Genomic DNA, 24,057 nt, shown 5'->3' with positions numbered 1-24,057 from the left:
GTTTCCCCGGACGGAACGCGGGATGCTGAGAAATGCTGATTCCACCGTCCCGGCCGATCGACGATTCTTCTCCGGGAAAGTCTCAACGGATGGTTAGCATCAGGCAAGTGTCGACAGGGCGTGCAGTCCGTTGGGGGAACTGATGTTTGCAGCTGATGTGCGGTCGGGCGCTCGGAGGTGAACATGATCGCGTTGATCGCCGTGCTCACTGGGTCATGCGTTGTCTTCGTGCTGGTAGCGACTATCCGTTTCGGCCGTGTGAACCGGCGCTGGCTCGTTGTACTTGCGTGTGCTTGTGCGTGCGGGCTGTTGGCCATGTTGCTCACCGATTGGCCGTTGGGCGTGCTGTCGGAGTTCTGGGCCGACCACTCGGTATTGAGTGCAGTGTTGAGTTCTTTGCTCCTCGTAGGCCTAGGGTTTCTCGCGTTCGAGGTACATGACACTCGAGTGCAGTCGGAGCTCGACGACAATGTCACCGCCGCCGGGATGGGCGGCATCGTCGATCACGTCGTCGACATCGAGGTTGCACTTGCTTTGGCGTCAGAACCGATACCGCCAGATCACGCGCAGTGGGGCGACTGGTCGGCAAACGGCCGCCCCTTGAGGTGGCTACGAGAACGGCGCGGATCGCTCAATCGGGTCGTGACAGGCGGTCCGTCGTCAACTGATCCGCGTCGCCACGCGCCTCCCAGCCAACTTGCCGACGGAGCGGAGTCGTGGCGCACGGACCTGCTCGACCAATGCGTTCGCCGTGTGATCGCCGCTTTGCGAGACTGGGCGCCTGTCCTGGGCAGATCCCGCAATGGGCAGGCGGTACTTGTGGATTTGGGCAAAATACGCAACGAGTTGCTGAAGGTTCAGGCCGCTCTCGCCGGGGGCCGCATAGCCGAGGCATGCCTGCTCATGGCGCGCCTGCGGCGGGGTTGTCGGATCATCGCCCTCGCCTTGGAGATGCGCAGCGGGGTCGAGCAGCCCCGAGCGGAAGTTCTGCAAACTATGGAACCGTTCAACGAGAGCGCCCAATCCGGAAATTGGCTCGAACGGACCAGAGTGAGACTTGAACGAGACACCTGGAAGAGCGAGCGCGCACGCGCCGAAAACGACCTGATCCAAGGACCGGGCCTCCGCCCGAAGTAGATCGTTCTGGCACGCCCGGGCAACTCAGCGACGGTTGCAGTTCGTCACCGCATGTCATACCCGTCTGGGACACTGAAGTCGACAACCGGGAGAGAGTACAGATGGAGTCGACAACCACACCGAAGCTTGGCGACGAGTTCGCAGAGGCTATGAGTTACGCGGCAAAACTGCACGCGACACAGACCCGCAAAGGCGGGGACATCCCGTACTTCGGCCATTTGATGTCGGTGTCGGCGCTGGTGATCGAAGCCGGCGGTAGCCAGACGCAGGCGATCGCCGGTCTTCTCCATGATGCCGTCGAAGACCAGGGCGGAAAGCCGATTTTGGACGACATCGAATCCCGGTTCGGTTCGGCCGTGGCCAAGATCGTGTCCGAATGCAGTGATACGGACGAGGTACCCAAACCGCCTTGGCGTGATCGCAAGGAACGCTACATCGCGCATTTGCGGGGCGCCTCCGACGATGCCGTTCTGGTATCGCTGGCCGACAAGGTCGACAACGCCCGGGCGATTCTGCGCGACCTGCGTTTGTACGGTGAGCACCTTTGGCAACGCTTCAACGTCAAGGATCCGCAACAGCATCTGTGGTACTACCGCAGCCTGCTGGCGGTGTTCGAGGAGCGGACCGACAGTTGGCTGGTCGATGAGCTCAGATACACCGTCGAGCAGATCGCGGCGCTGGCCGGTCCGCCTGTGCGCACATAGCTGCGGCCACGACCTGAGCTGCAAGGACACGGCGGTGCATGACGAGCCGAGCTTTGTCGACGTGGTCAACCCAACGCCCGAGGAGATCCGGGCCTGGGCATACAGCGGAGCGTCCGAGCCGATGCAGGACTGGGATCTCGTCATCGCCGACGTGGACAACCTGGAATTGCTCTTGGGACTGGTCGGCGATCCAGCGTGCCCTGCTCGTGAATACTTTCTTGACAGCTTGTACTGCATGGTCGGCCATTCGGACCGGACCGACCCACTTCTGTTGAGAACCGCTCAGGCGGTGCGGGCCGTTTCGGATCCGTGGACTGCCGCGTGGGGTCGGCGTGTTTGTCAGGCCGTTGAAGATCCCTCCTCCTTCAATCGCGCCGACTGGTGCGGCCTGAACGGTTATCGCTCGAACCGTGACGGATAGCGCCTAAGCCGTCGCACGCGGATTCGCAAACATGTCGGTGGCCTCTGCCATTCTGTCCGGCTGGCCTGAACACAGGCAGTGCCATTCAGTGCGAAAGGTAGGGCAGTGACACATCCGCGGGACGGCCGCAACTACGCGGCGGAACTCGACGACGACCTGTTGGAGCGCATCACCGAGGTGATCGCCGGCAACGATGCCATCGAGACGTTGAGTAACAAGCGCACCAACTGGATTGCGTCGTTCGACCGTGCGGGTGTGTGGGTGGAGACCGAGCGGTCCCGGGCACGTGGAGCAGGACCGCAGCTGGTGCCCGCATGGATGATTGTCGTGGCCTGGGAACAGTTGTGCAAGAACGGAACTCTCAGCCACATCGAGCTACTCAACGACCTGAAGGTCATGCGGTCCGCGTTCGTCTGCGCCTTGCTAGCGCAGTTCTCTGATGTCGTGGTGGTGCAAGATCGCCCGGCTGTCCTGGAGAGGATCACCAACTCGTGAAGAAGAATACGATCAGGACGCCGAGGCAGGGCTGGGAGTATTGGCGCCTCAACCGCATTGACGATGACGGTCTTCAGCGGCTGGCCATCAGTCGCCTCGAAGCCAGGGCAAGCATCGACCAAACGAAGCTGCGGACGTTGATCCCGGATCGGCGGCATTTTCGTCGCCAATTGGTTTGTGACTGAGGATCATCACCGCCAACAAGAACCGGGCATCTGGATCCACGAGAACATCGACATCGATGAGGCTCGCGAGGTCGCCCTCGAGGTGCCGCAGGTGTCCGCTGAGGATCTGGCCCGGATTCTGCGGCCGGAGCGCTGCCTGACGCTCGATCAGCTCGGTCGGTATCCGGCAGACAAGATCCTCTGGGCTTGCGTTGCGCCGGCCCCCAACTTCATCAGGAACGCCCTCACCTGGTCACCAACGGTGTGCTTCCCGCTCCGCGCGGTCAGCTTGACGAGTTCGGCGAGTGGCTCGATCAACTCCGACTCACTCGCGGTGAGATCGGCGTAGGCCTCATCGAGGAAGAACGCTGCCGGCGGGACGGCCAGGTAGCCGACGAGGTCGAGGAACAGCTCGAGCTGACGGGCGGCCCCGGGAATGTCGTCCTCGTATTCGTCGCCGGCCACAAGCGGCACGGTGTCCAGGTCGCTTTTCCACAGTCGGCGCTCGAGGTGGTCATCGCGCAACGTGAGCACGGTACCGCGACCCACATCAGTCATGTCGTCTCCTCGGGCGGCCCGCACTTCGTCGAGCAGGTCGTGAAAGTCCTCGTCACTCAAGGAATAACCGACGAACACCATCTTGCGCATCATGAGCAGGCCCTGAACCAATCCCATCAATGCGCCGTACTGGCGAGGCATCCTGAGATAGTCGGCTCGCGTCAGGATCATGCCGTCATGCCGGTCGACGCTGCCGTGCAGTTTGAGGAGCAGCCGACCGTCGGTCTTTCGAGGGTCCTTGGGAAGCACGGCGATGGCATCACGCCCGACAGCATCTTCGAACAGTTCATCGAAGTTGGTGGTGACGGCCTCTTTGCTCGGCAAGGAGGCAAGCAACCCGTGCATAAGGGAGTAGTGCTGCCTCTCGCGGATGCGATCCGCGACGCGCTTCTTGAAGGTCGCGCTTGTCTTCGGCAACGCTGATTCGACCAGCGTGGCTTGGTCGCGCAAGTCTTTGGTCTTCAGGAGTTCTCGTTCGGCTTCGGTGAACTCGGCTTCGACCGCCAGGTTCTCCAGTAACCCTTTCCAAGTATCGACCCCGGCGCCGGCGCTCACCCCGGCGCCGATGAACAACACAAGTTGCCGTTCTTTCGCGTCCTCGGCCAACGCTTCTGCTTTCGATATCAGGTCTTCCCGCAGCGGCCATGTGTCACGTTCTTTGGTGTTTCTGAGGAACTTTCGACGTGCCCATTGTGCGGCTGCGTAGGCTCTGTCGCCGCGGGTGACGAGAACTATGTCCACCTCGTGCTTGTGGGCGAGTCCGGTCAAGGTTTCAACCAACCCCAGGGTCAGCTCGCCCTTCTTGCCGCGGCCGCCGCCTTTCCCCGAGCCGACCACGTTCACGGCGAGACGTGGCAACGGCCATTCGTAGATGCGCTCTCGTTGTGGGGTGGATTTCACTTCGGTGGTGGCGCGTTCGACGAATTCCTCGATGACGGGAGCGAAGGCAGAGGACTCCGACTGCTCGCCATATTGCCCAACATTGCCCAACCACACCCGCGGTTTCTTGTGCCGCCGGCCGAGCGGGACGACCTTGAGCCCGTCCCACGTATCTGGTACCTCGTCTCTGTAGCCCTCGATCAAGCCGTTCCACTTGGGCTCAATCGTGAACGCGCTGTCGGTTGGCAGTAGTACCGCATCGCACGCGATCTTGTTCAGGTCGCCGTTGATGATGAAGAGGTGGCCGCCCATGGACACAGAGGGTAGCGATGGGGCGGCCGCACTTTCGTCGGAATCGGCCTATCTCGCCGTCGTCGCGACGATCTCCCGCTGGGGGTCACCCGGTAGAGGCATGAGGCGACGGTAGCGGGATCTGGCGACACGAACATCTACTTGTCGGTGGGCTCTGTCATTCTGTTCGGCTCGCGTGTGCGAGCGACCACGAACAATGAACGGAGCACACGATGATCACTTACCAGGTGCAGGCCCCCGCCACCGCGCGCGTCAAGACAAAGAAGAATCGCCGCGACGCCGCCGGCCTCCTGTTGGCCACCATTGGCGCCGCACTGTGGTCGGTCAGCGCCATCGCCGGCGGACTCGACGTGGCGGACCCGTCGGTACAGCTGACCGGCGTCGTCACCAGCATCGAAGAGCACAGCGAACCGAACGTCCACGCCCTTTCCGGACCCATGGTCCCGCTGGAGCCCGCCTTGACGGCGAGCCAGCGCAATGCGGTGCGGACCGCCAAGGGTTACCTCGACTACACCGCCTTTTCACGGCAGGGCCTGATCCAGCAATTGGCATACGAGGGTTTCTCCACCGCAGACGCGACCTTCGCCGTCGACAGCATCACCGTGGACTGGAATGCGCAAGCCGCGAAGGCTGCCAAGGCCTACCTGGACTATTCCGGGTTCTCGCGTAGCGGACTCATCGGCCAACTCGAGTACGAGGGATACACCCCGGCGCAGGCAGCCTACGGAGCCACCGCAGCAGGGCTGTAGTGGCCGGCGTGATACCGAGCGGTTCCCGTGAGCACCGACCTTGCGTCCACGGGAGCCGTTCTGGCCCAACCAGATCAACTACAGGACGGCGTCGCATGAACGCGTTTGTGGAGGTAAGTCATGAGCAGCAATAAGGGTTCCTCGGGTGTGGGCGGGCTGGTCTTCTTTGTCATCGTGCTCATCGCGTTGGTGCCGAAGCCGGTCTGGATCGCCCTCGGTGTCATCACGGCGGTCGTTCTTGTGAGCTGGGGTGGCTACAAGATTGTCGTCGCCCTTGAGCAACGCAGTTATGAGGCGGAGAAACGGGCGCGTGCCGAGCAAGCGAAGCGCTCCGCGAACGCCAAACGCGAACGCGACGAACGGGTCCGCAAGGAAAAGCAACACCGCATCGACACGCTCGGCAAGCAGAACGCCGCTCTGGTCGAGTCCGCGCTCAACGCCGTGAAGCAGGTGACTGCCTCCGAAGCCGCCCGCGCCGGCTGGTTGGGCGACGTCGACTTCAGTGCCGACATCAAAGGGATCACTGAGAACTTCGAGAAGGCGTACGCGCTGCGGGGCGTCATCGAAAAGCTGTCGGCACTGGACAAACCCAGCGCCGACGACCGGAAGATCCTCGCCGAGGCCAAGACCACCGCGGCAACCCTGGAGTGCGCCGCGATCGAGCGGGTCGAACTCATCGGCAAGTGCGCCAAAGAAGCACAACTTATCGACAAGTCGCTCCGGACCGAACGTGAGGATGCCCGGGTCGCCGAGCAACGCGCCGAGCTGCACGCGAAGTTGAGCGCCATGCTCTACGGCATCGAGGCCACACCAGAAGCCGCGCAGCAGGATTCGGCGGTGGACGCGGTGATGGCCCGTGTGCAGGCGTACCGGGAGATCAAGAACCAGATTCAACTGGCGCGTGACGACGGCGCCGCATAGCCGTGTCGTTCCAGTACGTATTTGTCACTGGTCCGTCGTTCTCCGGATCCACTCCGGCATGAACGCAATATCCAGCCGCGCACTCGACTTGTACCCCGACCACGTCGCGATCCCCGGCGGCTGGCTGGCATAGATGCCGCGCGCTGCCGCGACCACCCGGTTGTACTCAGCGGGCCAACGGATCTCGTCGGCTATCTGACCCAGTACTGCCTGATCGCGGCCCAGCACCTCGGTGACAATCTCGACCGCCGGCAGCGCGTGCCGCTTGTCGGTGTTGCACCGCGTACAGGCCAGCACGAGGTTGGCCAGCCCGTCGATACCGACGAGTGACCATGGCAGCACATGGTCGATCGGATTGTCGGCCGGCAGGTGGGCCTTGCAGTAGAAGCAATGCGGGCCAAACATGTCTTTCAACGGCTCGCGGACCGCGGCAAGTGCGGTGCGGTCCCGGCCGAACAGATGGCCGGCGATATCGGGCACCTCGGCGGTGAGGAACTTGTTCATCCGTCGCACATCGTCGACCCACATGATTTCCAGGGCGGGTTTCAGTAGCCCCGCGAGCCGGGCCAGGCCGGTCGCCACCCCGGGCATCAACTCGATCGCGTCGCCATGGGCGCGCAGCGTCCGGCGGGAGACGTTGGAGTGCAGAAAACTGTCGTCGTAAAGGAACGGCTCGGCGGTGTCGGCACCTGGTAACCGCTGCAGCCGGTACAGCGGTTGTTGCGCCAGGCACAGGCTGATGTCATCGAGGGACGCCTGGTAGACCTCCGTCGCCGTCGTCATCGCCACACTCAGCGACGAGCCTGCCGCAGCCGAACGTAACACCCTGACGGCGTGAGGAATTCGTTCACGTTCGCCGGTGGACTGCCGAAGGTCGTGCCCCTCGAACGGGCGCACCTGGCGCCAGTACAGCTCCAGCACCCGGTGCGCGAGGTCGGAGATCGGCACCGCCAACGGATCCGACGGATGCTGCGGCAGGTTCTCGATGCAATGGTCGATGAGCGCCATGAGGGTAGCCAGTTTGTAGGTCGCCACCCGGGCACCGGTCTCGAGAATCGCCACTACACGCTGTCCCAGCAGCAGGGGATCGATGGCGTCGGGCACACGACCTTGTTATCACGGTAGCCGAGCAGTGGGAGTCGTGGCGCTCGGTATCACCGGCGATATCAGGTTTTGAGGTTGGGTATGCCTACGGAATCGTCGAGCCGGAATGCGGTCATGCAATGGCATCTGCGGCCGGCGGGTCGGGAAGAGCCCAGGAGGTGGTCGCGATCGAACTCGACGATTTGTTCGACCGGATCAGCTCGGCCGTACCTGCGACAGGTTTGTGTTTTCACACAGTCGGTTTGCAACCACACCGTCCGACAATTCTGGCGAGGATAGAGCCGTGAAGTACACAACGAGGGCGGTCAACTACGGCTGGGAGCACTGGCGGCTGAATCGGATCGACGACGGCAGCCTGCAGTGGCTGGCCTTCACCCGGCCGGAGGCGCGCGCAACGATCGATCGATACAAGGTATGGACGCTGATACCGAGCCGCCGGATTTTCCTGGCGAACTGGATCGTCACGGAGGACTACCACCGCCAGGACGGCGCGCCTGGCATCTGGGATTTCGAAAATATCGACATATACGAGGCCCGGGACATCGCTCTGGAGGTGCCGCAAGTTTCTGCCGACGACCTCGCTCGCCTCCTGCGGCCGGAGCGGGCTCTTACGCTCGAACAACTGGACCGCCACCCAGCTGAGAAGCTCCTCGGCACAAGGGTCACCAACGCGCTGCGTAGCCGTCGCTGACACTGCTCGCTGCGGCGCGAGAACCGGCTCGAGTGCCGCGTCGCTCAGGGTCTTCGGCGGTACCCTGCGCCCTGGCTGTGGCCGGCTGAACCGTAGTTGTCGGTGGCCTCTGTCATTCTGGTCGGCTCGCGTGCGCGGGCATTCCGACAACATACGGAGAGTGTCCGATGACCTGCCAGATGGAGACGTTTCCTACCGAGACCCGATGCGCCTGTGACGTTGCGGGTCGCGCGCCCACGCCGAAGCTGCTGCCGACGCACGCGGCGAACCTGCCCGCAGACGGTGTTGTGCGCGTCGAACTTTCACTGCGGGAGCGGGAGATCTTGATCGCGTGGTTGAAAGCGGACACCAAAGCGGCGGTCGGGGAGACGCTGTTTCTCGCCGACAGCACCGTGCGGACCTACGTGCAACGGATCCGCGAGAAGTACGAGCGGGCGGGTCGCCCGGCACGGAGCAAGGCCGCATTGGTCGCCCGGGCCATCCAGGACGGCTACATCAGTGTCGATGACCTGTAAAGCGCGTTGCGCGGGGCAGGTCAGAAACACAGAATCCGCAGTTATTGCGGATGCCGCACTATCTGCGCTAGAATTGATCATGTCCAACCCCTACGAGAAGATTCGCCACCACCTCGCCCGCGCAGAATCTGCCGGCATCGCTGCTGAAGCTCTCGAACATCTGCGGTCTGTTCTGACGGAGGTCGGCCAGCTGCTTGACGAGCAGCTGGCCCGCGCCGTCGTCGACGACGAAATGTCCATCGCGGCAGCAGGAAAGAGCGCAGGCCTCACCGAAAATGCTGTCGGACCCCGCCTGGCCAACACGCCCAGGCTGGCCCCGTACGCCACCACCGGAGGTCGGGTCACCGCCGAAGACGTCAAACGCGCCCGCAATGACAAGTGGGCGAACACGCCGCGGCCGCCAGCAGCACCCCCCGAACCGATGCGGTTCAAACCCCGCCGAAACACCAAGCGTTCTTAGCGCTTTCGGAGAAAGGGCCAACCATGGCCAATCAGAACCTCACACACTCATATTCCTGCTCGACCGGTCCGGGTCGATGCAATCGATCAAATCCGACGTCATCGGCGGATTCCACGCCTTTCTGTCCGAACAGCGCGACGCCGACGGGCAGTGCGCTGTGACCCTGGCGCAGTTCAACAATGGGTACGAGGTCGTCTACCAAGGCATTCCACTTGAACACGTGCCACCGCTGGAGCTGTCACCGCGCGGAGGTACCGCGCTGCTGGATTCGATGGGCAAGCTCATCACCGACACTGCCGCCGAGATCGAGGCGCTGCCCGAGGATGACAAGCCCGGCACTGTGGTCGTGGCGATCATGACCGACGGTCATGAAAACGCGAGCCACGAATGGCACCGGCCGGCGATCAAAGCCCTCGTCGAACAACAAACCAACGACCACGGCTGGGAATTCCTCTACATGGGTGCCGATCAGGATGCCGTGGAGGTCGGTCAGGGTCTGGGCGTCAAGGCGGAGCAGTCTGTCACCTACGGACGCGGGAAATCCCGCGAGGCGTGGGCCGCAGCGTCGGGCAACGTCCGCAGTTATCGCGGCGCCAAGCTCGTTAACCCGGCAGCCGCGATGCCCGAGTTCAGTGACGATCAACGCGCCGAGTTGGCCGACGGCTGACCGTGGCGCCGGCGCCAGTCGTTTGCAGGCGCCGACTGTGAGTCGACAATGGTGGTGAGTATCCCGGAGGAGTGAGATATGCCCTACGACAAGGACAGCCGATTCGTATCCATGCAGCACGCGCTCGACGCTTGGCAACCAATCGCGATCGCCCTTTTGACGGAGACGGCAAAGAAGTACAACGGCTTCGTCACGTATACCGAGCTGTCCAACGCTGTCCAAACCCGTTCGGGCATCGAGCACAAAGGCTTGGTGATGAATTGGATCGGCAGTCTGCTGCAGCGGGTTATCCACCATTGTCGCGATCACGGTATACCGCACCTCAGCTCTCTGTGCGTGACCGCAGAAGGCACGGTAGGCGCCGGCTACAGTAACGTGCCGCTGATACTCGGTGATGTCGAGTCGATGAGCCTCGAGCAACTTGACGATCACGCGGCGCGGGTGCGACTCGAGTGCTACCGGCACTTCGGCGCGGTCCTGCCGCCAGGCGGCGGCGAACCCACGCTCACACCGAAGGCAAAAGCGGCGAAAGAGTGGAAACGCGCGCAGGCCAAGTTGGACGAGGCGCCGAAGCTCTGCCCGGTTCATTTCATCCAGCTGCCTGCGACGGGACGATGCGATGAGTGTCACTGACTCATCGCAGTAACCTGCGTTCCGTCGCACATCATGGGAATGTTCACCGACCACGCGTGCTTGGCTGACTGCAGCAGCAGGAGTCCCGGCCCGGAAGCTCTATGACTTCTCGTGTGCGGGACCCCTTCCAGGCGGCGAATCGGTAAGTCGCTCGCAACTAATGGCTTTAGGGCGAACTAGCCCTCGGTCAACGTCACGACCAACCCCGAGTGGTCGGTCTCCCCGGCAAGTCGCGGCGCGTGGTCGAACTCGCACGCACTGACCCGCTCAGCGAATTCAGGTGTGGCATATACATAATCGAGGCGAAACCCGTTGCCTCCGGGCCGGCTGAACCACGAGTATTCACGGGCCTCCGGATGCAGAGACCGCCACACATCGGTGTAGCCCGACGCGATCAGACGACCAGGCATCTCGGGGTCGATGAATTTCGTGCCCTTGGGTTCTTTGTCGAGGTCGTTGTTGCCCGTGTTGAAGTCGCCGATGAGCAGATCGACACCGCTGCGGCGGGCGCGGTCGATCAACGCCTCCCAGTAGGGGAGTTTCGCGTGCGCCTGCGGCAGGCAGACGCCGCAAACGATGACGCCGGCGAACTCGGCGCACCACAAATGATGGGTCGGTAGATCCCTGGTGAACGTTGATGCCCGGTCGATGGGCGTGCGCGAGGCGATGAGCACGGTGTTCTGTGTGGGCAGCGCCTTCGGGTGTGTGGTCTCGTATCCGGCGTCCCCCAATCGTGAGATGAGCTGGGCGCCGGTGTCGTTGTCCCGGAACTCAGTCACCACCAAGAGATCGGCGTCGTAGCTGAGCAGTCGTGCGGTGAGTGCGTCACCGTACTTCCGGCCACCGTGGCGGATGTTCAGCGTGGCGATTCGCAGCGTCATCGGGAAGCGTCCTCTCGCTCGACGTGGAATTTCCAGCGAGCCGGACAGTATGGACGAGGGCACCGACAAGTCGACCGCCTGCCGAAGAACTCATCCGAAATGGATGCTCCCTACCGGCCTTTCCTCTGCCCGTCTGTAGATCTCCAGAATCCGAGGGGTAAGCCCTGGGTCGACATCGGAACCCTCGTCCGACGATTGGGGCACCTCGTCCACGTCGTGGTCATCGTCCTCGTCGATCTCCCAGTCGATGTCCAGGACGAAGCGCGTATCCGAATCACCATGAATGCACCGGACAAGTCGTGGCACGTCGCACCAGTGCTCGTGCATGCAGGGCGCTACCGAGTTCTCGCAAACCGAACCGGCGAGCGGAACAGGTGCAGTCAATTCACCGTTCTGGTAGCGGGCGAGTAAGACATCGGTGTACCCGAACCGCGGATCATCCTCGGACACTTCGGTGAGGACATGTGCCACACCCACACCCTCGATCGGAATCTCGGTGTGTTCTCGAAGTGGCCCACCGGCGTAGCTGAACATAGCTAGGCGGACCAGATCGCGGGCCAGAAGAGGATAAACCGCTCGTGTCACCTGCATGTATAAATCTTACCGGCGTCCACCGACAAGTTTGCTGCTGCGGCGACCGTCTCACCCCAACCGCCGCAACGCCTCCCGAAACACCGGATTCGGATTGGCATCTGGCAGCACCGTCAACACATCACGCAATGCCTCCTCGGTCCCGATACCCTGCAATCGCGCACCGTAGAGCGCGGCCACCGTGGGTGTGCGGCTGTAGGACTCCACACAATGCAGCAGCACGGTATGCCCCTGTGCGCGAAGCTCTTCCACCATGCCCACCGCATCGAGCAGCACATGATCCAGGTGCGGATTCTCGTCGAAGTCGACCTTGTCGATCAGCCGGACCTCGACATGTGGCATGCCCTCGGGCACCTGGCCGTCCGGGATCCGGCACAATGACACCACCGCCGACACCTCGGCCGGTAACCGCCGCAGCGCACTCACACTGCCCAGCAGCACCTGCGGGTCATGGGGATGGGCCGCCAGAACATCCGCGGACCACGAGTAGTCCGGATCGGACACCGGCGCCTTGGCGTGCACGGCCGTCGCCAACCCGACCAACCCGCGGGCCCGCATCCCTGGCCAACCATGCAGCAACGTCCGCCACTGCAGTGGCACCGCCGACGCGCCATACGCCGCCCCGAGCAGCCCGCCGGCGATCGCCGCCACCGTGTCGGTGTCATTGCCGCAGCGCACGGCCGCATCGAGCCCGCGGCGCAGGTGCTCGGGACCAGGGCGCGCACCGGCGGTCGTGACGATCGCCGACCACGCCGCCTGCAACGCCGCGACCACCCACCCGTTGTTCGCAAAGTCCGCCGGCCGGGCCGCCTCGGCCTCGTCCAACCGCTGCGACCACACCGAGCGACGTTCGGAATTTAGATGCGCCAACCCGATTCGAACATCGAGCTCCGTCGTCAACACCGCATGCCGAATCGCGCAGCACCACAACACGGTCGCGTCGGCCGCATCGAGATCGAAGTGGGTGAGCTCGCTGATCGCTCGCGCCGCCTCCACCATCGCGTCCTCGTCGTCGAGGTAGGTCAGCGCCACCGGGGCGGTCCGCATCAACGATCCATTGCCAGCCGTGCGGCCGGTCTCTTCATGAAGCGCGGCCGACGCCGCACGAGCACCGGCCGCGGACGGTGCCCCGTCACGCACCGCGGTCCGCAACACTGACCGGGTCTGTATCCCCACATCCTTTGCGCCCAGGGACCATTCATGCCACCGCGCCACGATCGCGTCCTGGGCGGCCGCCTCGCGCAGATCCGCCCCGGTCGCCGCGACTTCGGCGATCGCAATCGCCATCGCGGTGTCATCGGTCCATTCGCCCGGCGCCCACGGCCCGCCACCGGCCATCTCCACGGGCAGTTCCGGCCCACGTGCGGGCTGGAACTCGTACGGCGCACCCAGCGCGTCGCCGGCCGCGGTGCCCAGCAGTACGCCCTCGACCCGGTCATGCAGTGATGCCATGGCGGCCCTCCTCTGTTTTGCGCAAATCTGCGCTAATTGAAATCAGACTGTACGCTGAGGCACTGACATGGACAACCATCCGGACTCCAACGGCAAGCGGTTACAGGACTACGAGCGACCCTCGGTCGCCGTCGACACCGCGGTGCTGACCGTCGACCCCGGCGTCGGACTCGTGGTGCTGCAAGTCCGACGACCCCAAGCCCGCGGCTGGGCGCTGCCGGGCACGTTCCTGCACGAGCGGGAGGTGCTCGCCGACGCGGTCCGGCGGTCGTTGGCGGACAAGGCCAACATCCGCGGTCTGCATCCTCGCCAACTCCAGGTGTTCGATGCCCTGGATCGCGACGACCGTGGCTGGGTGCTGTCCGTCGCGCACCTCGCCGTCGTCCCCGTAGACCGCCTGGCCGACCGCTTCAGCGCCACCACGCGCTTGATGCCCGTCGACGCCCCCGGGCAGCTGGTCTACGACCACCCCGACATCATCAAGTTGGCCGTCACCGACGTCCGCGCCCACTACGTGACGGCACCGGACCCCGACGGACTGCTGGGCGACACCTTCACCCTGCGTGATCTCCGCCTGATCCATGAAGCCGTCGCCGGTCACGAGTTGCAGCGCGACACGTTCCGGCGCGCCATGCACGACCAACTCGAAGCCACCGGAGACTTCTCGGCACGCGGCCGGGGGCGGCCCGCCGAATTGTTTCGCCGGCGCACAAGCAGCTGAGTCCAATGGTTCTTACCCGAATTCGCCATTCGCAAAACGATGCGCAGGCCACCGTTCTAGGGCTCTGATCAGGCTCGACGCGGACACCGGTCACCCCGTACCGTCGAGAACATGGATGTATCCAACTTGGCTTTCGAATGGACGGATACCAATCGCCATTGGCTCATCGAGGTTCCCATCCGGGTCGTGGCGTACATCATCGTCGCGTTGATCGTGCGGTACCTGCTGCATCGCATGATCGACCGCGCGACCACCGGCCGGGCCAGGAAGCCCCGAAGCGCGGAGGTGGAGGGTGAGGCCAGGAAACCTCCGCTGCTGCGCTACCTCCGGGACCGCGCCTCGGCGACGACGAGCGGCCTGCAAGCCGCCGAACGCCGCCAACAACGCGCCCAGACCATCGGCTCGGTGCTCAAATCGACCGTGTCGATCGTGCTGCTGGTCTGGATGGTGCTCGCCATCCTCAGCGCGCTCAGCGTGAACATCGCGCCGTTCATCGCCTCAGCGGGTGTGGTCGGTCTGGCCATCGGCTTCGGCGCCCAGAACCTGGTGCGCGACTTCGTCACCGGCGTCTTCATGTTGCTCGAGGACCAGTACGGCGTCGGGGACAACGTCGACGTCGGCGATGTGATCGGCGAGGTGCAGAGCGTCGGGCTGCGGATCACCACGATCCGCGACATCGACGGCACCCTCTGGTATGTGCGCAACGGCGAAATCGCCCGCGTGGGCAACATGAGCCAGGACTACGCCGTCGCCCGGGTCGAAGTCCCCGTTGCGCTGACCGCCGACCTGGACCGCGCCGAGAAGGTGGCTGTCGATGCGGCCAACGAGGTCATCGCCGACCCGTCGATGGCCGACAAGGTCCTGGGCGAGCCCGAAATGCTTGGCGTGCAAGACCTGTCGCCCGACCTGGTTACGTTGCGAATGACGGTGAAGACCCGGCCGAACGCGCAATGGTCGGTGCAGCGACGCCTTCGCGGTGAGATCGTGCGCGCCTACGACGAGAACGACATCGACCTGCCCTATCCGCAGGGCCGGATTGCCGCACTCGTCGGTGGCCGGGACGACGCCGAGACGTAATGGTCCGGGCGGATCTGCTTTTCGCCTGACCAGCGGTAGGCCGTCAACGCCCCGCCCTTGACCGCGCTGAAATCCACGCACGCGGTGTAGTCGGTCCAGTCGTGTCGATGTTTGGGCGGACCCTGCCGCCAGTAGTGGCCGTAGAACACCGGTACTCCAGGTGGATAGACGTAGGTCTGGTCGCTGGCCGAAAGCTCAAGCTCGGGCAACAGGGGATAGGGTGCGCCGGCCGCGGTGGTGAAATTGCCTTCGATCAATGCCAGATCGCGCAGGGTGCGGGCCTCGCTGTTCCACCACCGCACCCGCGCGCTGTCGCGGGGGTGACCGTCCTTGTCGTGGTATTCCGGTTGGTCATGCTCGATGAGGCTGATCTCCGGACCCTTGAGCAGCGTCTCGACCGCCCGGTATAGCGGATGGTCCTTGGTGCTGGCGGCCACGAGGTGCTTCACCTCGCCGAACGGAGTGCTTGTGCCGCAGAGATTCTCGGCGATGTCGATGGAGTCTTGATGCCAACAGGCATGCACGACGCGTAAGCCACCGAGATCCAGCCACAGCGGGATGGTGGTGAACCCCGATGAGCGATGCATCAACGCCGCGGTCTACTGCTTGATATTGACCGCAAACCGAGGCCTTGATGACCGGTGCCATGAAGGCGGGCGCGACTATTCCGACGGGGCCACGGCTGCCCGCCCGGCGACCCGTCGAATGCGGCCGTACAGCCACGCCAGCACTGCCGCAAAGCCCACCACGCCAAGCACCTCGGCCAGCGTCCCGTCGTTCCCGCTGATGAGAGCGAACGGATCGTCGCTACCGGTGCCGGCGACGAACCCGGCGAAGATGACGCCGTAGAGGCTCTCGCCGACGATCAGGCCGGTGGCCAGCAGCACCCCGAGCCGTTTCTTGCGCTCCACGTCGCTGCTGCGGTCGGCCCAGCGGTTGTAGAAGTGACCCAACACGGCGCCCAGCGGGATGATCAGCGTCAGACTCATCGGCAGGTACATGCCCATCCCGACGGCCAGCGGCGGCAAGGTGAATCGTGATGTGCGGGTGAGGATCTCATCGACGATCACGATCCCGGCGCCGATCACCGCGCCCAACCCCAGGAGCGACCAGTCCAGTGATCCACCGAACACCCCCTTGGCCAGTGAGGAGATCAGCGCGGCCTGCGGAGCGGCCAACGCGTGGTCGGTGGCGCCGGGCGCACCCAGGAAGCCGAACGCCTGCTGCATCAGATCCAGCACCGGCGGGATGATCGCCGCGCCGAACAACACCCCGATCACCAACGCCACCTGCTGTTTCCACGGCGTGGCGCCGACGAGCTGGCCGGTCTTGAGGTCTTGCAGGTTGTCGTTGGAGATGGTGGCGACACCGAACGTGATGGCCGAGGCAAACAACGTGAAGGCCACCAGGGCGAGGGCCTGCTCGTCGTCGGCGCGGCCGAACACCACCTTGATCAGCACCGCGGCGATGAGCACGGTCAGGATGCCCACCCCGGAGATCGGGCTGTTCGACGAGCCGATCAACCCCGCCATGTAGCCGCACACCGCCGCGATCACCAGGCCGACGAGGAAGATGAAGATCAAGCTGGCCGCGATGATCCCGGCCGAACTGCCATGCAACGCGGTGCCGTGGCTGAACTCCCACAGCAGCACGCCGATCGGGATCAGCATCGCCACCACGACGGCCGCCACGATCGGGAACGGGATGTCGCGTTCGGTCAGATCGACCAGCTGACCCTCGCGGCGGTTGCGGGCCGAGGCCAACGCGTCGGTGATGCCTTTGACGATGGGCCGCAGGATCTTCAACAGCGTCCACACTGCGGCCACCGCGATCGCCCCGGCGCCGATGAACCGCACCTCGTGCACGAAGACGCCATCGATCACGTCGGCCACGGATGCGTCGGCCCCGAACGCCCCGATCGTCCGGATCGGCAACAGCACCCCGAACGAGATCACCAGCCCGACGAGCATCGCGATACCGACACCCATGCCGACCAGATGCCCGACGCCGATCAACGCCAGCGACAAACTGGCGCCGAACATCGAACCACCCACTCCGACACGGAAATACGCCGCAACCGAATTGGCCAGCACCTTGACGTTGGCCAACAGCGCGAACCCGGCCGACACCAGGGCGCCGAACGCGATGACCCGCAGGCCGACACGGTTGTCCTCGGCGCCGCCGGAGCTGTCACCGACCTTGAGGACCTCGGCGGCGGCCACCCCTTCGGGGTAGGGCAGATCCGATCCGGTCACCAGGGCGCGGCGCAGCGGGATGGAGTACATCACGCCAAGGATGCCGCCGACGGCGCACACCGCCACGGTGATCCAGTACGGGAACCCGGTCCACCAGCCGATCATGACCAGCCCGGGCAACACGAAGATGATCGACGAGAGGGTGCCCGCCGCCGAGGCCACGGTCTGCACGATGTTGTTCTCGACGATGGAGTGGTTGGCGAAGTTACGCAGGATGGCCATCGAGATCACCGCGGCCGGAATCGCCGTCGCGAACGTCAGCCCGACTTTGAGACCCAGGTAGACGTTGGCGGCGGTGAACACCAGCGTGATCACGCCGCCGAGCAGGATCCCGCGGACGGTCAGTTCCCGCAGCGTCGGTGCGGCAGAGGCGACGGGCTCTACTGGTACTCCGGCCAACGCGACATCCTCTCGGTTGTACCCAAGGCCGCGCGGCGTCCTCGGCAAATTTCGTCATTACACGGTAGGCGCTTGGGAACGCATCGACGGGAATTGGTACGAGCTCGAAGGTACCGGTTTTGGTACCGATACCGGTATCATAAAACTATGCCTTCGCTCAACATCGAATTCGACGACGCGGAAATGGAGCAGATTCGCGCCGCTGCCCGCGTCGATGACTTGTCGTTGAAGAAGTTCGCCCACGCCGCAGTCATGGATCGAGCCAGCATGCACAAACGCAGAGTGGCCGAGGCGGCGCGCGTCGTGGCCGAGAGGTCAGCCGAACTCAATCGACGCCTGGCGTGATCGAATACCTCGACCGGGACGATGTCCTCACCGCGGGATCGATCGCGTTCGGCGGGGAACTGAAGGTGCGTGACTACGGCCTGCTCGACGCCGCTATCGCCCGGCCTCAGGCGACAGTCTTCGGCGTGGACGCCTATCCGGAGGTGTGGGAAAAGGCAGCCGCACTGCTGCAGTCCCTGGCCCGCAATCATGCCCTCGTCGACGGGAACAAGCGCACCGCCTGGGCGTCGGCGTGGACGTTCCTGCATATCAACGGAATTGAACTTGCGGCCGACTTCGACGTCGATCGGGCCGAGCGTCTGATGAACGACGTCGCGGTCCAGGACTGCGAACTCGGGGAGATCGCTACATTGCTGAGGGGTTTCAGCGGGTAAGAGGCTGGCGCCCGACCGCATGCCCACTCCGAAACCCAGCCGTTGCGCACCGTTCACCCAAAGCCGCCCGCCCGGTCACCCGTGCACGCCAAGCTCGCCTCGACGCATCGGCACAACTGAAGAGGGTGACGGATGAAAACGGCACGGGCCGCAGCGGTGACCACGGCGGCGGCGATGGTTCTGGCCGGTTGCGCCACGGACGACACGAAGTCGGGGGAGGGTGCACCGCAGACCCCGAAGGCTTCGTCGCCCATCGACTGGAACCTGGCCGATGCCGACCGCTACCACCGCACCGCCACCTACCCGGTGTATCTCAACAAGCCGGCCGACGACCCGGCCGACCGGGAGACCGTCGCCGAGATCTCCACTGTCACCCCCGACGGCAACACCCTCATCTACACCGACGCTGCGGCCAAGCGCATCGGCTTCGTCGACATCCATGACCCGGCCAAACCAATTGGTATCGGCACGCTTTCGCTGGCCGAGCTGGGCCACAAAGACGACCAGCCCACCTCGGTGGCCGCCGTCGGCGACGTCGTTCTGGTCGTGGTGGACACTACCGGCGGCGACTTCACTCATCCGTCCGGGCGCGTCGACATCGTCCGGATCGCTGACCGTAGCCGCGCACACACCATCGACCTGGGCGGGCAACCGGACTCGATCGCCATCAGTCCCGACGGCACGTTCGCCGCGATCGCCATGGAAAACCAGCGCGACGAGAAGTTCACCCCGCCCGGCAAGGGTGAAGGTGACCTTCCCCAACCCCCAACGGGTTTCGTGCAACTGATCGACCTCCAGGGCGTGCCGAACACCTGGACGGCACGCAAGGTCGACTTCGACGTCGAGGTCGCGCGCGCAGCCGGGCTGGACACTCCCGAAGATCTCGAACCCGAGTACGTCAGCATCAACTCCCGCGGCCAGGTTGCGGTGACCCTGCAGGAGAACAACGGTTTCGCCGTCATCGACGGCCACAGTGGCGCGGTGCAAAAGATCTTCAGCGCCGGAAGTGAGTCCGTCGAGGGCATCGATACCCAAGAGGATGACGCGATCGACCAGACCGGTTCGATCAACGACACCCCGCGCGAGCCCGACGCCATCGGCTGGATCGGTGATGACCACGTCGCCACCGCCAACGAGGGAGACTGGAAGGGCGGCACCCGAGGCTGGACGATCTTCGACGCTGCGACAGGCAAGGTGGTGTGGGATTCCGGCAACGCCCTCGAACAACTCGCGGTACGCACCGGCCTGCACATCGAAAGTCGATCCGAGAAAAAGGGCCCCGAGCCTGAAGGATTGGCCATCACCGAGCTTGGCGGCAAGCCGACCGCGCTGATCGCCTCCGAACGCAGCAACTTCGTCGCGGTCTATGACGTCAGCGACCCGACCGCACCGGTGTTCCGCCAGATCCTGCCCACCACGCCTGGGCCCGAAGGTGTTCTGCCGATCCCGTCGCGCAACCTGCTGGCCATCTCCTCGGAGTCCGACGACGCCGAGGCGCACGTGCGGGCTTCGGTGAACCTCTACGGATACGGCGAAACCTTCGCGGCCGCAGGCAAACCAAATTTCCCGTCGATCGTCTCCGCAGATCTCGACGGCGCACCGATCGGATGGGGTGCGCTCGGCGCACTGTCGGCCGATCCGCAGAACCCCGACCGGCTCTACACCGCGACCGACAACGCCTACGGCCCGGCGTGCATTCTCGGGGTGGACGTGGCGCAGACGCCGACGCTGATCGACACCGCCTTACCGATCACGGAGAACGGCACGCCCGTCACCCTCGACACCGAAGGCCTCTCGGCCCGACCCGACGGGGGATTTGTGCTGGCCACCGAAGGCGACGAGGGCCCCGGCAACCAGCTGGTCTACGTCGACGCCGGCGGCCGTATCGAGAAGCGGGTCGCGCTACCCGAAGACATTGCCGCACAACTCGGTAGCCAGGGCCTCGAAGGCGTTGCCGTCCAGCCGAGCAGCAATGGTGACGCGGTGTGGGTGGCGCTGCAGCGCGAACTCAAGACCGACCCCAAGGGCGTCGTCCGGATCGGGCGTTACACGCCAGGCCGGGATACGTGGGAGTGGTTCGGCTACCAACTGGACGCCACCACCACCAAGGACGATTGGATCGGGTTGTCCGAAATCAGCGTCCACGACGGCGAATTGCTGGTCCTGGAACGCGACAAACTCAACGGGCCGGACGCCCGGGTGAAGGCACTGTACCGAGTGGCGATCCCCGAAGCCCGAGGCGTGGCATCGGCCGCAGAGAAGCCCCAGGCCCTGCCGAAGACGTTGGCCCGCAACCTACTGCCGGATCTGCAGGCCACCAACGGCTATGTGCAGGAGAAGGTCGAGGGCGTCACCATCGCCGGCAACGGCAACCTGTACGTCATCACCGACAACGACGGACTCGACGACGCCAACGGGGAAACGGTGTTCCTCGATCTCGGACCGGCCACCGAGGCGTTGAAGGGATGACGACGCTCAGCCCTCGGCGGCCACCAACGACCCGAGCTTGATGTCGGGGTTGTCCCTCTGGAAACCTTCGAGCCGCCACGGCGTGGAGAACAGCACGAGCATGACACCGTCGCTGCGGGTCAGCACCTCGGCCGACACCTGACGATTCACGAACTCGGCGTCCTCGGGTGAGACGACCCGGGCGACCTGATACGGCAGGTTCTCCAATGCGATCGGGGCGCTGAGTTCGGTGGCCATCCGGTGGGCGGCCACCTCGAACTGCATCGGCCCGACCGCGGCGAAGACCGGCGCCTGGTCGCCACGCTTGTCCGAGCGCAGTACCTGCACGACGCCTTCCTGCTCGAGCTGCTCGATGCCCTTGCGGAACTGCTTGTGCTTGCTCGGATCGGTGCCGCGGGCCACCGCGAAGTGCTCGGGGGAGAAGCTCGGAATCGGCGGATACACCACCGGGACGTCGCGGTAGAGCGTGTCACCCGGGCGCAGTGCGGCGGCGTTGGCCAACCCGATCACGTCACCGGGCCAGGCGTCGTCGAGCGTCGAGCGCTGCTGACCGAACACCGACTGCGCGTACTTGGTGACGAACGGCTTGCCGGTGGCGGCGTGGGTCAGGACGTCACCGCGTTCGAAGGTGCCCGAGACGACGCGCGCGTAGGCGATGCGGTCGCGATGGGAGGTGTCCATGCCGGCCTGCACCTTGAACACGAACGCGCTGAACGGGGAATCGACCGCCCGCCGCACACCGTCGACATCGAGTGAGCCGCTCGGCGACGGGGCCAGCTCGACCAGCACGTCGAGCAGCTGGTTCACGCCGAAGTTCAGCGCCGCCGAGGTGAACAGCACCGGGGAGGACTCGCCGGACAGAAAGGTCTCCCGGTCGTAGTCGGATCCGTCGGCGCTGAGCAGCTCGGATTCCTCGACCGCGGTGTCCCAGTCGTCACCCGCAGCGGCGTGCGCGTCGGCGGCGGCGATGTGTTCTTCGGGGGCGGCGGTAGCGCCGCCGGCGGTACGGGTGAACCGGATGAACTTCTCGGCCCGACGGTCCATCACGCCCTTGAAATCTCCGGCGATACCCACCGGCCAGGTCAGCGGAGTGGTGCGCAGCCCGATCCGCTCATGGATCTCATCCATCAGCTCCAGGGCGTGCCGGCCCGGGCGGTCCCACTTGTTGATCACGGTGATGATCGGGATGCCCCGGTGCTTACACACCTGGAACAGCTTGAGGGTCTGCGGTTCAAGACCTTTGGCGGCGTCGATCAGCATCACCGCGCAGTCCACGGCCGTCAACACCCGGTAGGTGTCCTCGGAGAAGTCGGCGTGGCCTGGGGTGTCGAGCAGGTTGATGACGCAGTCGCGATACGGGAACTGCAGCGCGGTGGAGGTGATCGAGATGCCGCGGGCCTTCTCCATCTCCATCCAGTCCGACACCGTCGAGCGCCGGCCCGCCTTGCCGTGGATCGCGCCGGCCTCGGTGATCACCCGGGCATGCAGCGCCAGCGCCTCGGTCAGCGTGGACTTACCGGCGTCGGGGTGGCTGATGACGGCGAAGGTGCGACGGCGGGCCGCTTCGGCGGCGATCTTGGCAGCGTGCGGGGTGGTGGCGAGGGCGTTATCGGTCATCTCGACTAGCGATGGTATTGGCGTTCGGGGGCAAACCCGTAATCGAGCGGGGCCCGCGACCGCAGGCGGGCAACGACAGCGTCACGACTCGCCCACACTCCCGAGGCGTCGCACCGATGCCCGCATGGTCCGGCTACGATTGGGTCACCGATCGGTTTCCGATCATGACCTGGCTCAATCCGGCCCTCGCCAAACCACATTGGAGTGACATTGACGTCTGTTCGTCGTGCCTACCTGGCGGTTGCACTTGCCGTGCTGGCCGTATCGGGTGGTGTCGTTGTTTCGGCCCTGCCGGACTGCGCCGAACACTGCCAGACGTTGGCGGCCGCGCCCCAGGGCGCACCGCAGCCCTCACCCACCGAACCGGCCAAGCTGACCATCACCCCCAAGCCGAACGCTGAAGTCGACCCGCTCGCGCGCATCATGGTCACCGCCGACACCGGCACCGTCGTCAGCGTCAAGATGGTCAACGACTCCGGCAAGGAGATCCCCGGCGTCCTCACCCCTGATGCCAAGACCTGGAAGCCGACGACGGCGCTGGGCTACGGCCGCACCTACACCCTGACCATCACCGGCCGCGGCCCCGGCGGCATGCCGACCCACAAGACCACGAGCTTCAGCACCGTCACCCCCGGCTACCAGGCCCGGGTCTACCTCAATGGCACGAACTATGCCCCGCTGCAGGATGGCGCCACCTACGGCGTCGGCATGGTGATTGTGGCCCGCTTCGACGAGCCGATCACCGACAAGGCCGCCGCCGAACGCCGGATGAAGGTGACCACCGAGCCCAAGGCCGCCGGCTCGTGGAACTGGATCGACGACCAGACCGCGCACTGGCGTCCGGAGCGCTACTACGCGCCCGGCACCAAGGTGACCGTCGACGCCGGCATCTACGGCGCCAAGCTCGGCGACGACCTCTACGGCGCGCAGGACGAGAAGGTGTCGTTCACCGTCGGTGCCTCACACGTCACGGTCGCCGACGACAAGGACAAGCAGGTCAGGGTCTACGAGAACGGCAAGCTGGTGCGCACCATGCCGACGTCGATGGGCATGGGCGGCACCGAGACCATCGGCGGCACCACGATGAGTTTCTGGACTCCGCGCGGCATCTACACCGTGATGGACAAGGCCAATCCGGTGGTCATGGACTCCTCGACCTACGGCTTGCCGGTCAATTCGCGGCTCGGGTACAAGACCACGATCCCGTGGGCCACCCGCATCAGCATCGACGGCATCTATCTGCACCAGCTCAACGCGACGGTGTGGGCGCAGGGCAAGGAGAACACCAGCCACGGCTGCCTCAACCTCAATGGTGAGAACGCCGAATGGTTCTACAACTTCTCGGTGCCCGGCGACATCGTCGAGATCCGCAATACCGGCGGCGACCCGCTCAAGCCGACCAACAACGGCGACTGGTCGGTGCCCTGGGCGGAGTGGGTCAAGGGCAGCGCGCTGCACTGACCCAT

Annotated in this window: 24 protein-coding genes and 1 pseudogene; 17 read left to right on the top strand and 8 right to left on the bottom strand. The window is 64.7% G+C overall.

Annotated elements, in window-relative coordinates; translation table 11 throughout:
* Positions 1–183 precede the first annotated feature (183 nt).
* The 4 genes from A5740_RS07630 (at position 184) to A5740_RS07615 (ending at position 2,757) form a co-directional block, all read left to right on the top strand.
* Positions 184–1,137, top strand: a complete 954-nt coding sequence (locus tag A5740_RS07630; RefSeq protein ID WP_139334983.1) for a hypothetical protein — start codon at positions 184–186, stop codon at positions 1,135–1,137.
* A gap of 149 nt (positions 1,138–1,286) precedes the next feature.
* Complete coding sequence (locus A5740_RS07625; protein ID WP_254849099.1) at positions 1,287–1,841, top strand: HD domain-containing protein; 555 nt, start codon at positions 1,287–1,289, stop codon at positions 1,839–1,841.
* 34 nt (positions 1,842–1,875) lie between these two features.
* A complete protein-coding gene (locus tag A5740_RS07620; RefSeq protein WP_076192757.1) occupies positions 1,876–2,262 on the top strand; it encodes a hypothetical protein in 387 nt (128 codons plus the stop codon).
* Between the two features lie 105 nt (positions 2,263–2,367).
* A complete protein-coding gene (locus A5740_RS07615; protein WP_076192755.1) occupies positions 2,368–2,757 on the top strand; it encodes a hypothetical protein in 390 nt (129 codons plus the stop codon).
* 332 nt (positions 2,758–3,089) lie between these two features.
* Here the strand turns inward: A5740_RS07615 and A5740_RS07605 are convergent, their stop codons facing one another.
* Entirely contained in the window at positions 3,090–4,670 is a 1,581-nt protein-coding gene (locus A5740_RS07605) for an SIR2 family protein (RefSeq protein ID WP_076192752.1), read from the bottom strand.
* 212 nt (positions 4,671–4,882) lie between these two features.
* On the opposite strand from A5740_RS07605, the gene A5740_RS07600 reads away from it, so the two are divergent.
* Together A5740_RS07600 and A5740_RS07595 are read left to right on the top strand one after the other, a co-directional pair.
* Positions 4,883–5,419, top strand: coding sequence for an Ltp family lipoprotein (locus A5740_RS07600; RefSeq protein ID WP_175616186.1), 537 nt, complete (start codon positions 4,883–4,885; stop codon positions 5,417–5,419).
* Positions 5,420–5,539: 120 nt separating this feature from the next.
* A complete protein-coding gene (locus A5740_RS07595) occupies positions 5,540–6,340 on the top strand; it encodes a hypothetical protein (RefSeq protein ID WP_076192750.1) in 801 nt (266 codons plus the stop codon).
* Between the two features lie 24 nt (positions 6,341–6,364).
* Here the strand turns inward: A5740_RS07595 and A5740_RS07590 are convergent, their stop codons facing one another.
* Positions 6,365–7,444: an HNH endonuclease gene (locus A5740_RS07590; protein WP_076192748.1), complete on the bottom strand. Its 1,080-nt coding sequence runs from the start codon at positions 7,442–7,444 to the stop codon at positions 6,365–6,367.
* A 283-nt stretch (positions 7,445–7,727) separates the two neighbouring features.
* On the opposite strand from A5740_RS07590, the gene A5740_RS07585 reads away from it, so the two are divergent.
* From A5740_RS07585 to A5740_RS07565, 5 genes are all read left to right on the top strand, one after another.
* The gene (locus A5740_RS07585; RefSeq protein ID WP_076192746.1) at positions 7,728–8,135 is read left to right on the top strand and encodes a hypothetical protein; all 408 of its coding nucleotides are present in this window, start codon (positions 7,728–7,730) and stop codon (positions 8,133–8,135) included.
* A 167-nt stretch (positions 8,136–8,302) separates the two neighbouring features.
* Positions 8,303–8,650 (top strand): response regulator transcription factor, encoded by a 348-nt coding sequence (locus A5740_RS07580; RefSeq protein ID WP_139334982.1) that lies wholly within the window; start codon positions 8,303–8,305, stop codon positions 8,648–8,650.
* A gap of 79 nt (positions 8,651–8,729) precedes the next feature.
* Positions 8,730–9,110 (top strand): hypothetical protein, encoded by a 381-nt coding sequence (locus A5740_RS07575; protein ID WP_076192744.1) that lies wholly within the window; start codon positions 8,730–8,732, stop codon positions 9,108–9,110.
* Between the two features lie 76 nt (positions 9,111–9,186).
* Entirely contained in the window at positions 9,187–9,777 is a 591-nt protein-coding gene (locus tag A5740_RS07570; protein WP_076192742.1) for a hypothetical protein, read from the top strand.
* Between the two features lie 78 nt (positions 9,778–9,855).
* The gene (locus tag A5740_RS07565) at positions 9,856–10,410 is read left to right on the top strand and encodes a hypothetical protein (protein ID WP_083653953.1); all 555 of its coding nucleotides are present in this window, start codon (positions 9,856–9,858) and stop codon (positions 10,408–10,410) included.
* Positions 10,411–10,586: 176 nt separating this feature from the next.
* Here the strand turns inward: A5740_RS07565 and A5740_RS07560 are convergent, their stop codons facing one another.
* The 3 genes from A5740_RS07560 to A5740_RS07550 all read right to left on the bottom strand — a co-directional run bounded on the left by A5740_RS07560 (position 10,587) and on the right by A5740_RS07550 (position 13,334).
* On the bottom strand, positions 10,587–11,291 hold the full coding sequence (locus A5740_RS07560) for an endonuclease/exonuclease/phosphatase family protein (RefSeq protein ID WP_076192740.1): 705 nt from the start codon (positions 11,289–11,291) through the stop codon (positions 10,587–10,589).
* 90 nt (positions 11,292–11,381) lie between these two features.
* Positions 11,382–11,882: a hypothetical protein gene (locus tag A5740_RS07555; protein WP_076192738.1), complete on the bottom strand. Its 501-nt coding sequence runs from the start codon at positions 11,880–11,882 to the stop codon at positions 11,382–11,384.
* A 51-nt stretch (positions 11,883–11,933) separates the two neighbouring features.
* On the bottom strand, positions 11,934–13,334 hold the full coding sequence (locus tag A5740_RS07550; RefSeq protein ID WP_076192736.1) for an ADP-ribosylglycohydrolase family protein: 1,401 nt from the start codon (positions 13,332–13,334) through the stop codon (positions 11,934–11,936).
* A gap of 67 nt (positions 13,335–13,401) precedes the next feature.
* Between A5740_RS07550 and A5740_RS07545 the strand changes: the two genes are divergently transcribed.
* Both A5740_RS07545 and A5740_RS07540 read left to right on the top strand, forming a co-directional pair.
* On the top strand, positions 13,402–14,055 hold the full coding sequence (locus tag A5740_RS07545) for an NUDIX domain-containing protein (protein ID WP_076192735.1): 654 nt from the start codon (positions 13,402–13,404) through the stop codon (positions 14,053–14,055).
* Positions 14,056–14,166: 111 nt separating this feature from the next.
* On the top strand, positions 14,167–15,132 hold the full coding sequence (locus A5740_RS07540; protein WP_076192733.1) for a mechanosensitive ion channel family protein: 966 nt from the start codon (positions 14,167–14,169) through the stop codon (positions 15,130–15,132).
* Here A5740_RS07540 and A5740_RS07535 read toward each other — a convergent pair.
* Both A5740_RS07535 and A5740_RS07530 read right to left on the bottom strand, forming a co-directional pair.
* A pseudogene (locus A5740_RS07535) lies at positions 15,075–15,701 on the bottom strand (metallophosphatase); the annotation flags it as partial. The gene A5740_RS07540 and the pseudogene A5740_RS07535 overlap by 58 nt on opposite strands.
* Before the next feature lie 93 nt (positions 15,702–15,794).
* Positions 15,795–17,786: an OPT family oligopeptide transporter gene (locus A5740_RS07530; protein ID WP_076192731.1), complete on the bottom strand. Its 1,992-nt coding sequence runs from the start codon at positions 17,784–17,786 to the stop codon at positions 15,795–15,797.
* A gap of 147 nt (positions 17,787–17,933) precedes the next feature.
* Here A5740_RS07530 and A5740_RS07525 point away from each other — a divergent pair, with 147 nt between their 5' ends.
* The 3 genes from A5740_RS07525 to A5740_RS07515 all read left to right on the top strand — a co-directional run bounded on the left by A5740_RS07525 (position 17,934) and on the right by A5740_RS07515 (position 20,974).
* A complete protein-coding gene (locus A5740_RS07525; protein ID WP_076192729.1) occupies positions 17,934–18,131 on the top strand; it encodes an antitoxin Phd in 198 nt (65 codons plus the stop codon).
* On the top strand, positions 18,128–18,505 hold the full coding sequence (locus A5740_RS07520) for a type II toxin-antitoxin system death-on-curing family toxin (protein ID WP_076192728.1): 378 nt from the start codon (positions 18,128–18,130) through the stop codon (positions 18,503–18,505). Before A5740_RS07525 ends, A5740_RS07520 begins: the two co-directional genes overlap by 4 nt.
* A gap of 132 nt (positions 18,506–18,637) precedes the next feature.
* Positions 18,638–20,974, top strand: a complete 2,337-nt coding sequence (locus tag A5740_RS07515) for an esterase-like activity of phytase family protein (protein WP_076192726.1) — start codon at positions 18,638–18,640, stop codon at positions 20,972–20,974.
* A 6-nt stretch (positions 20,975–20,980) separates the two neighbouring features.
* Here A5740_RS07515 and A5740_RS07510 read toward each other — a convergent pair whose 3' ends face one another.
* Positions 20,981–22,591 carry a peptide chain release factor 3 gene (locus A5740_RS07510; RefSeq protein ID WP_076192724.1) on the bottom strand — a complete coding sequence of 537 codons (1,611 nt, stop codon included), beginning with the start codon at positions 22,589–22,591 and terminating at the stop codon, positions 20,981–20,983.
* 204 nt (positions 22,592–22,795) lie between these two features.
* On the opposite strand from A5740_RS07510, the gene A5740_RS07505 reads away from it, so the two are divergent.
* Positions 22,796–24,052, top strand: a complete 1,257-nt coding sequence (locus A5740_RS07505; RefSeq protein WP_076192722.1) for an Ig-like domain-containing protein — start codon at positions 22,796–22,798, stop codon at positions 24,050–24,052.
* Positions 24,053–24,057 lie beyond the last annotated feature (5 nt).

Origin of the sequence: Mycobacterium sp. GA-1841 (assembly GCF_001954135.1) — a bacterium.
Classification (GTDB): Bacteria; Actinomycetota; Actinomycetes; order Mycobacteriales; family Mycobacteriaceae; genus Mycobacterium.
Note: the sequence above shows the minus strand (reverse complement) of the source record. Positions and strands in the feature narration are given on the sequence as shown.

Bases quoted from the DNA above. Each gene is read 5' to 3' on its own strand.
- A5740_RS07560 (WP_076192740.1), bottom strand. From the start codon at position 11,291: ATGACGCTGCGAATCGCCACGCTGAACATCCGCCACGGTGGCCGGAAG.
- A5740_RS07605 (WP_076192752.1), bottom strand. From the start codon at position 4,670: ATGGGCGGCCACCTCTTCATCATCAACGGCGACCTGAACAAGATCGCG.
- A5740_RS07595 (WP_076192750.1), top strand. From the start codon at position 5,540: ATGAGCAGCAATAAGGGTTCCTCGGGTGTGGGCGGGCTGGTCTTCTTT.
- A5740_RS07550 (WP_076192736.1), bottom strand. From the start codon at position 13,334: ATGGCATCACTGCATGACCGGGTCGAGGGCGTACTGCTGGGCACCGCG.
- A5740_RS07630 (WP_139334983.1), top strand. From the start codon at position 184: ATGATCGCGTTGATCGCCGTGCTCACTGGGTCATGCGTTGTCTTCGTG.
- A5740_RS07580 (WP_139334982.1), top strand. From the start codon at position 8,303: ATGACCTGCCAGATGGAGACGTTTCCTACCGAGACCCGATGCGCCTGT.
- A5740_RS07565 (WP_083653953.1), top strand. From the start codon at position 9,856: ATGCCCTACGACAAGGACAGCCGATTCGTATCCATGCAGCACGCGCTC.
- A5740_RS07575 (WP_076192744.1), top strand. From the start codon at position 8,730: ATGTCCAACCCCTACGAGAAGATTCGCCACCACCTCGCCCGCGCAGAA.
- A5740_RS07600 (WP_175616186.1), top strand. From the start codon at position 4,883: ATGATCACTTACCAGGTGCAGGCCCCCGCCACCGCGCGCGTCAAGACA.
- A5740_RS07555 (WP_076192738.1), bottom strand. From the start codon at position 11,882: ATGCAGGTGACACGAGCGGTTTATCCTCTTCTGGCCCGCGATCTGGTC.
- A5740_RS07545 (WP_076192735.1), top strand. From the start codon at position 13,402: ATGGACAACCATCCGGACTCCAACGGCAAGCGGTTACAGGACTACGAG.
- A5740_RS07525 (WP_076192729.1), top strand. From the start codon at position 17,934: ATGCCTTCGCTCAACATCGAATTCGACGACGCGGAAATGGAGCAGATT.
- A5740_RS07625 (WP_254849099.1), top strand. From the start codon at position 1,287: ATGAGTTACGCGGCAAAACTGCACGCGACACAGACCCGCAAAGGCGGG.
- A5740_RS07570 (WP_076192742.1), top strand. From the start codon at position 9,187: ATGCAATCGATCAAATCCGACGTCATCGGCGGATTCCACGCCTTTCTG.
- A5740_RS07510 (WP_076192724.1), bottom strand. From the start codon at position 22,591: ATGACCGATAACGCCCTCGCCACCACCCCGCACGCTGCCAAGATCGCC.
- A5740_RS07515 (WP_076192726.1), top strand. From the start codon at position 18,638: ATGAAAACGGCACGGGCCGCAGCGGTGACCACGGCGGCGGCGATGGTT.
- A5740_RS07540 (WP_076192733.1), top strand. From the start codon at position 14,167: ATGGATGTATCCAACTTGGCTTTCGAATGGACGGATACCAATCGCCAT.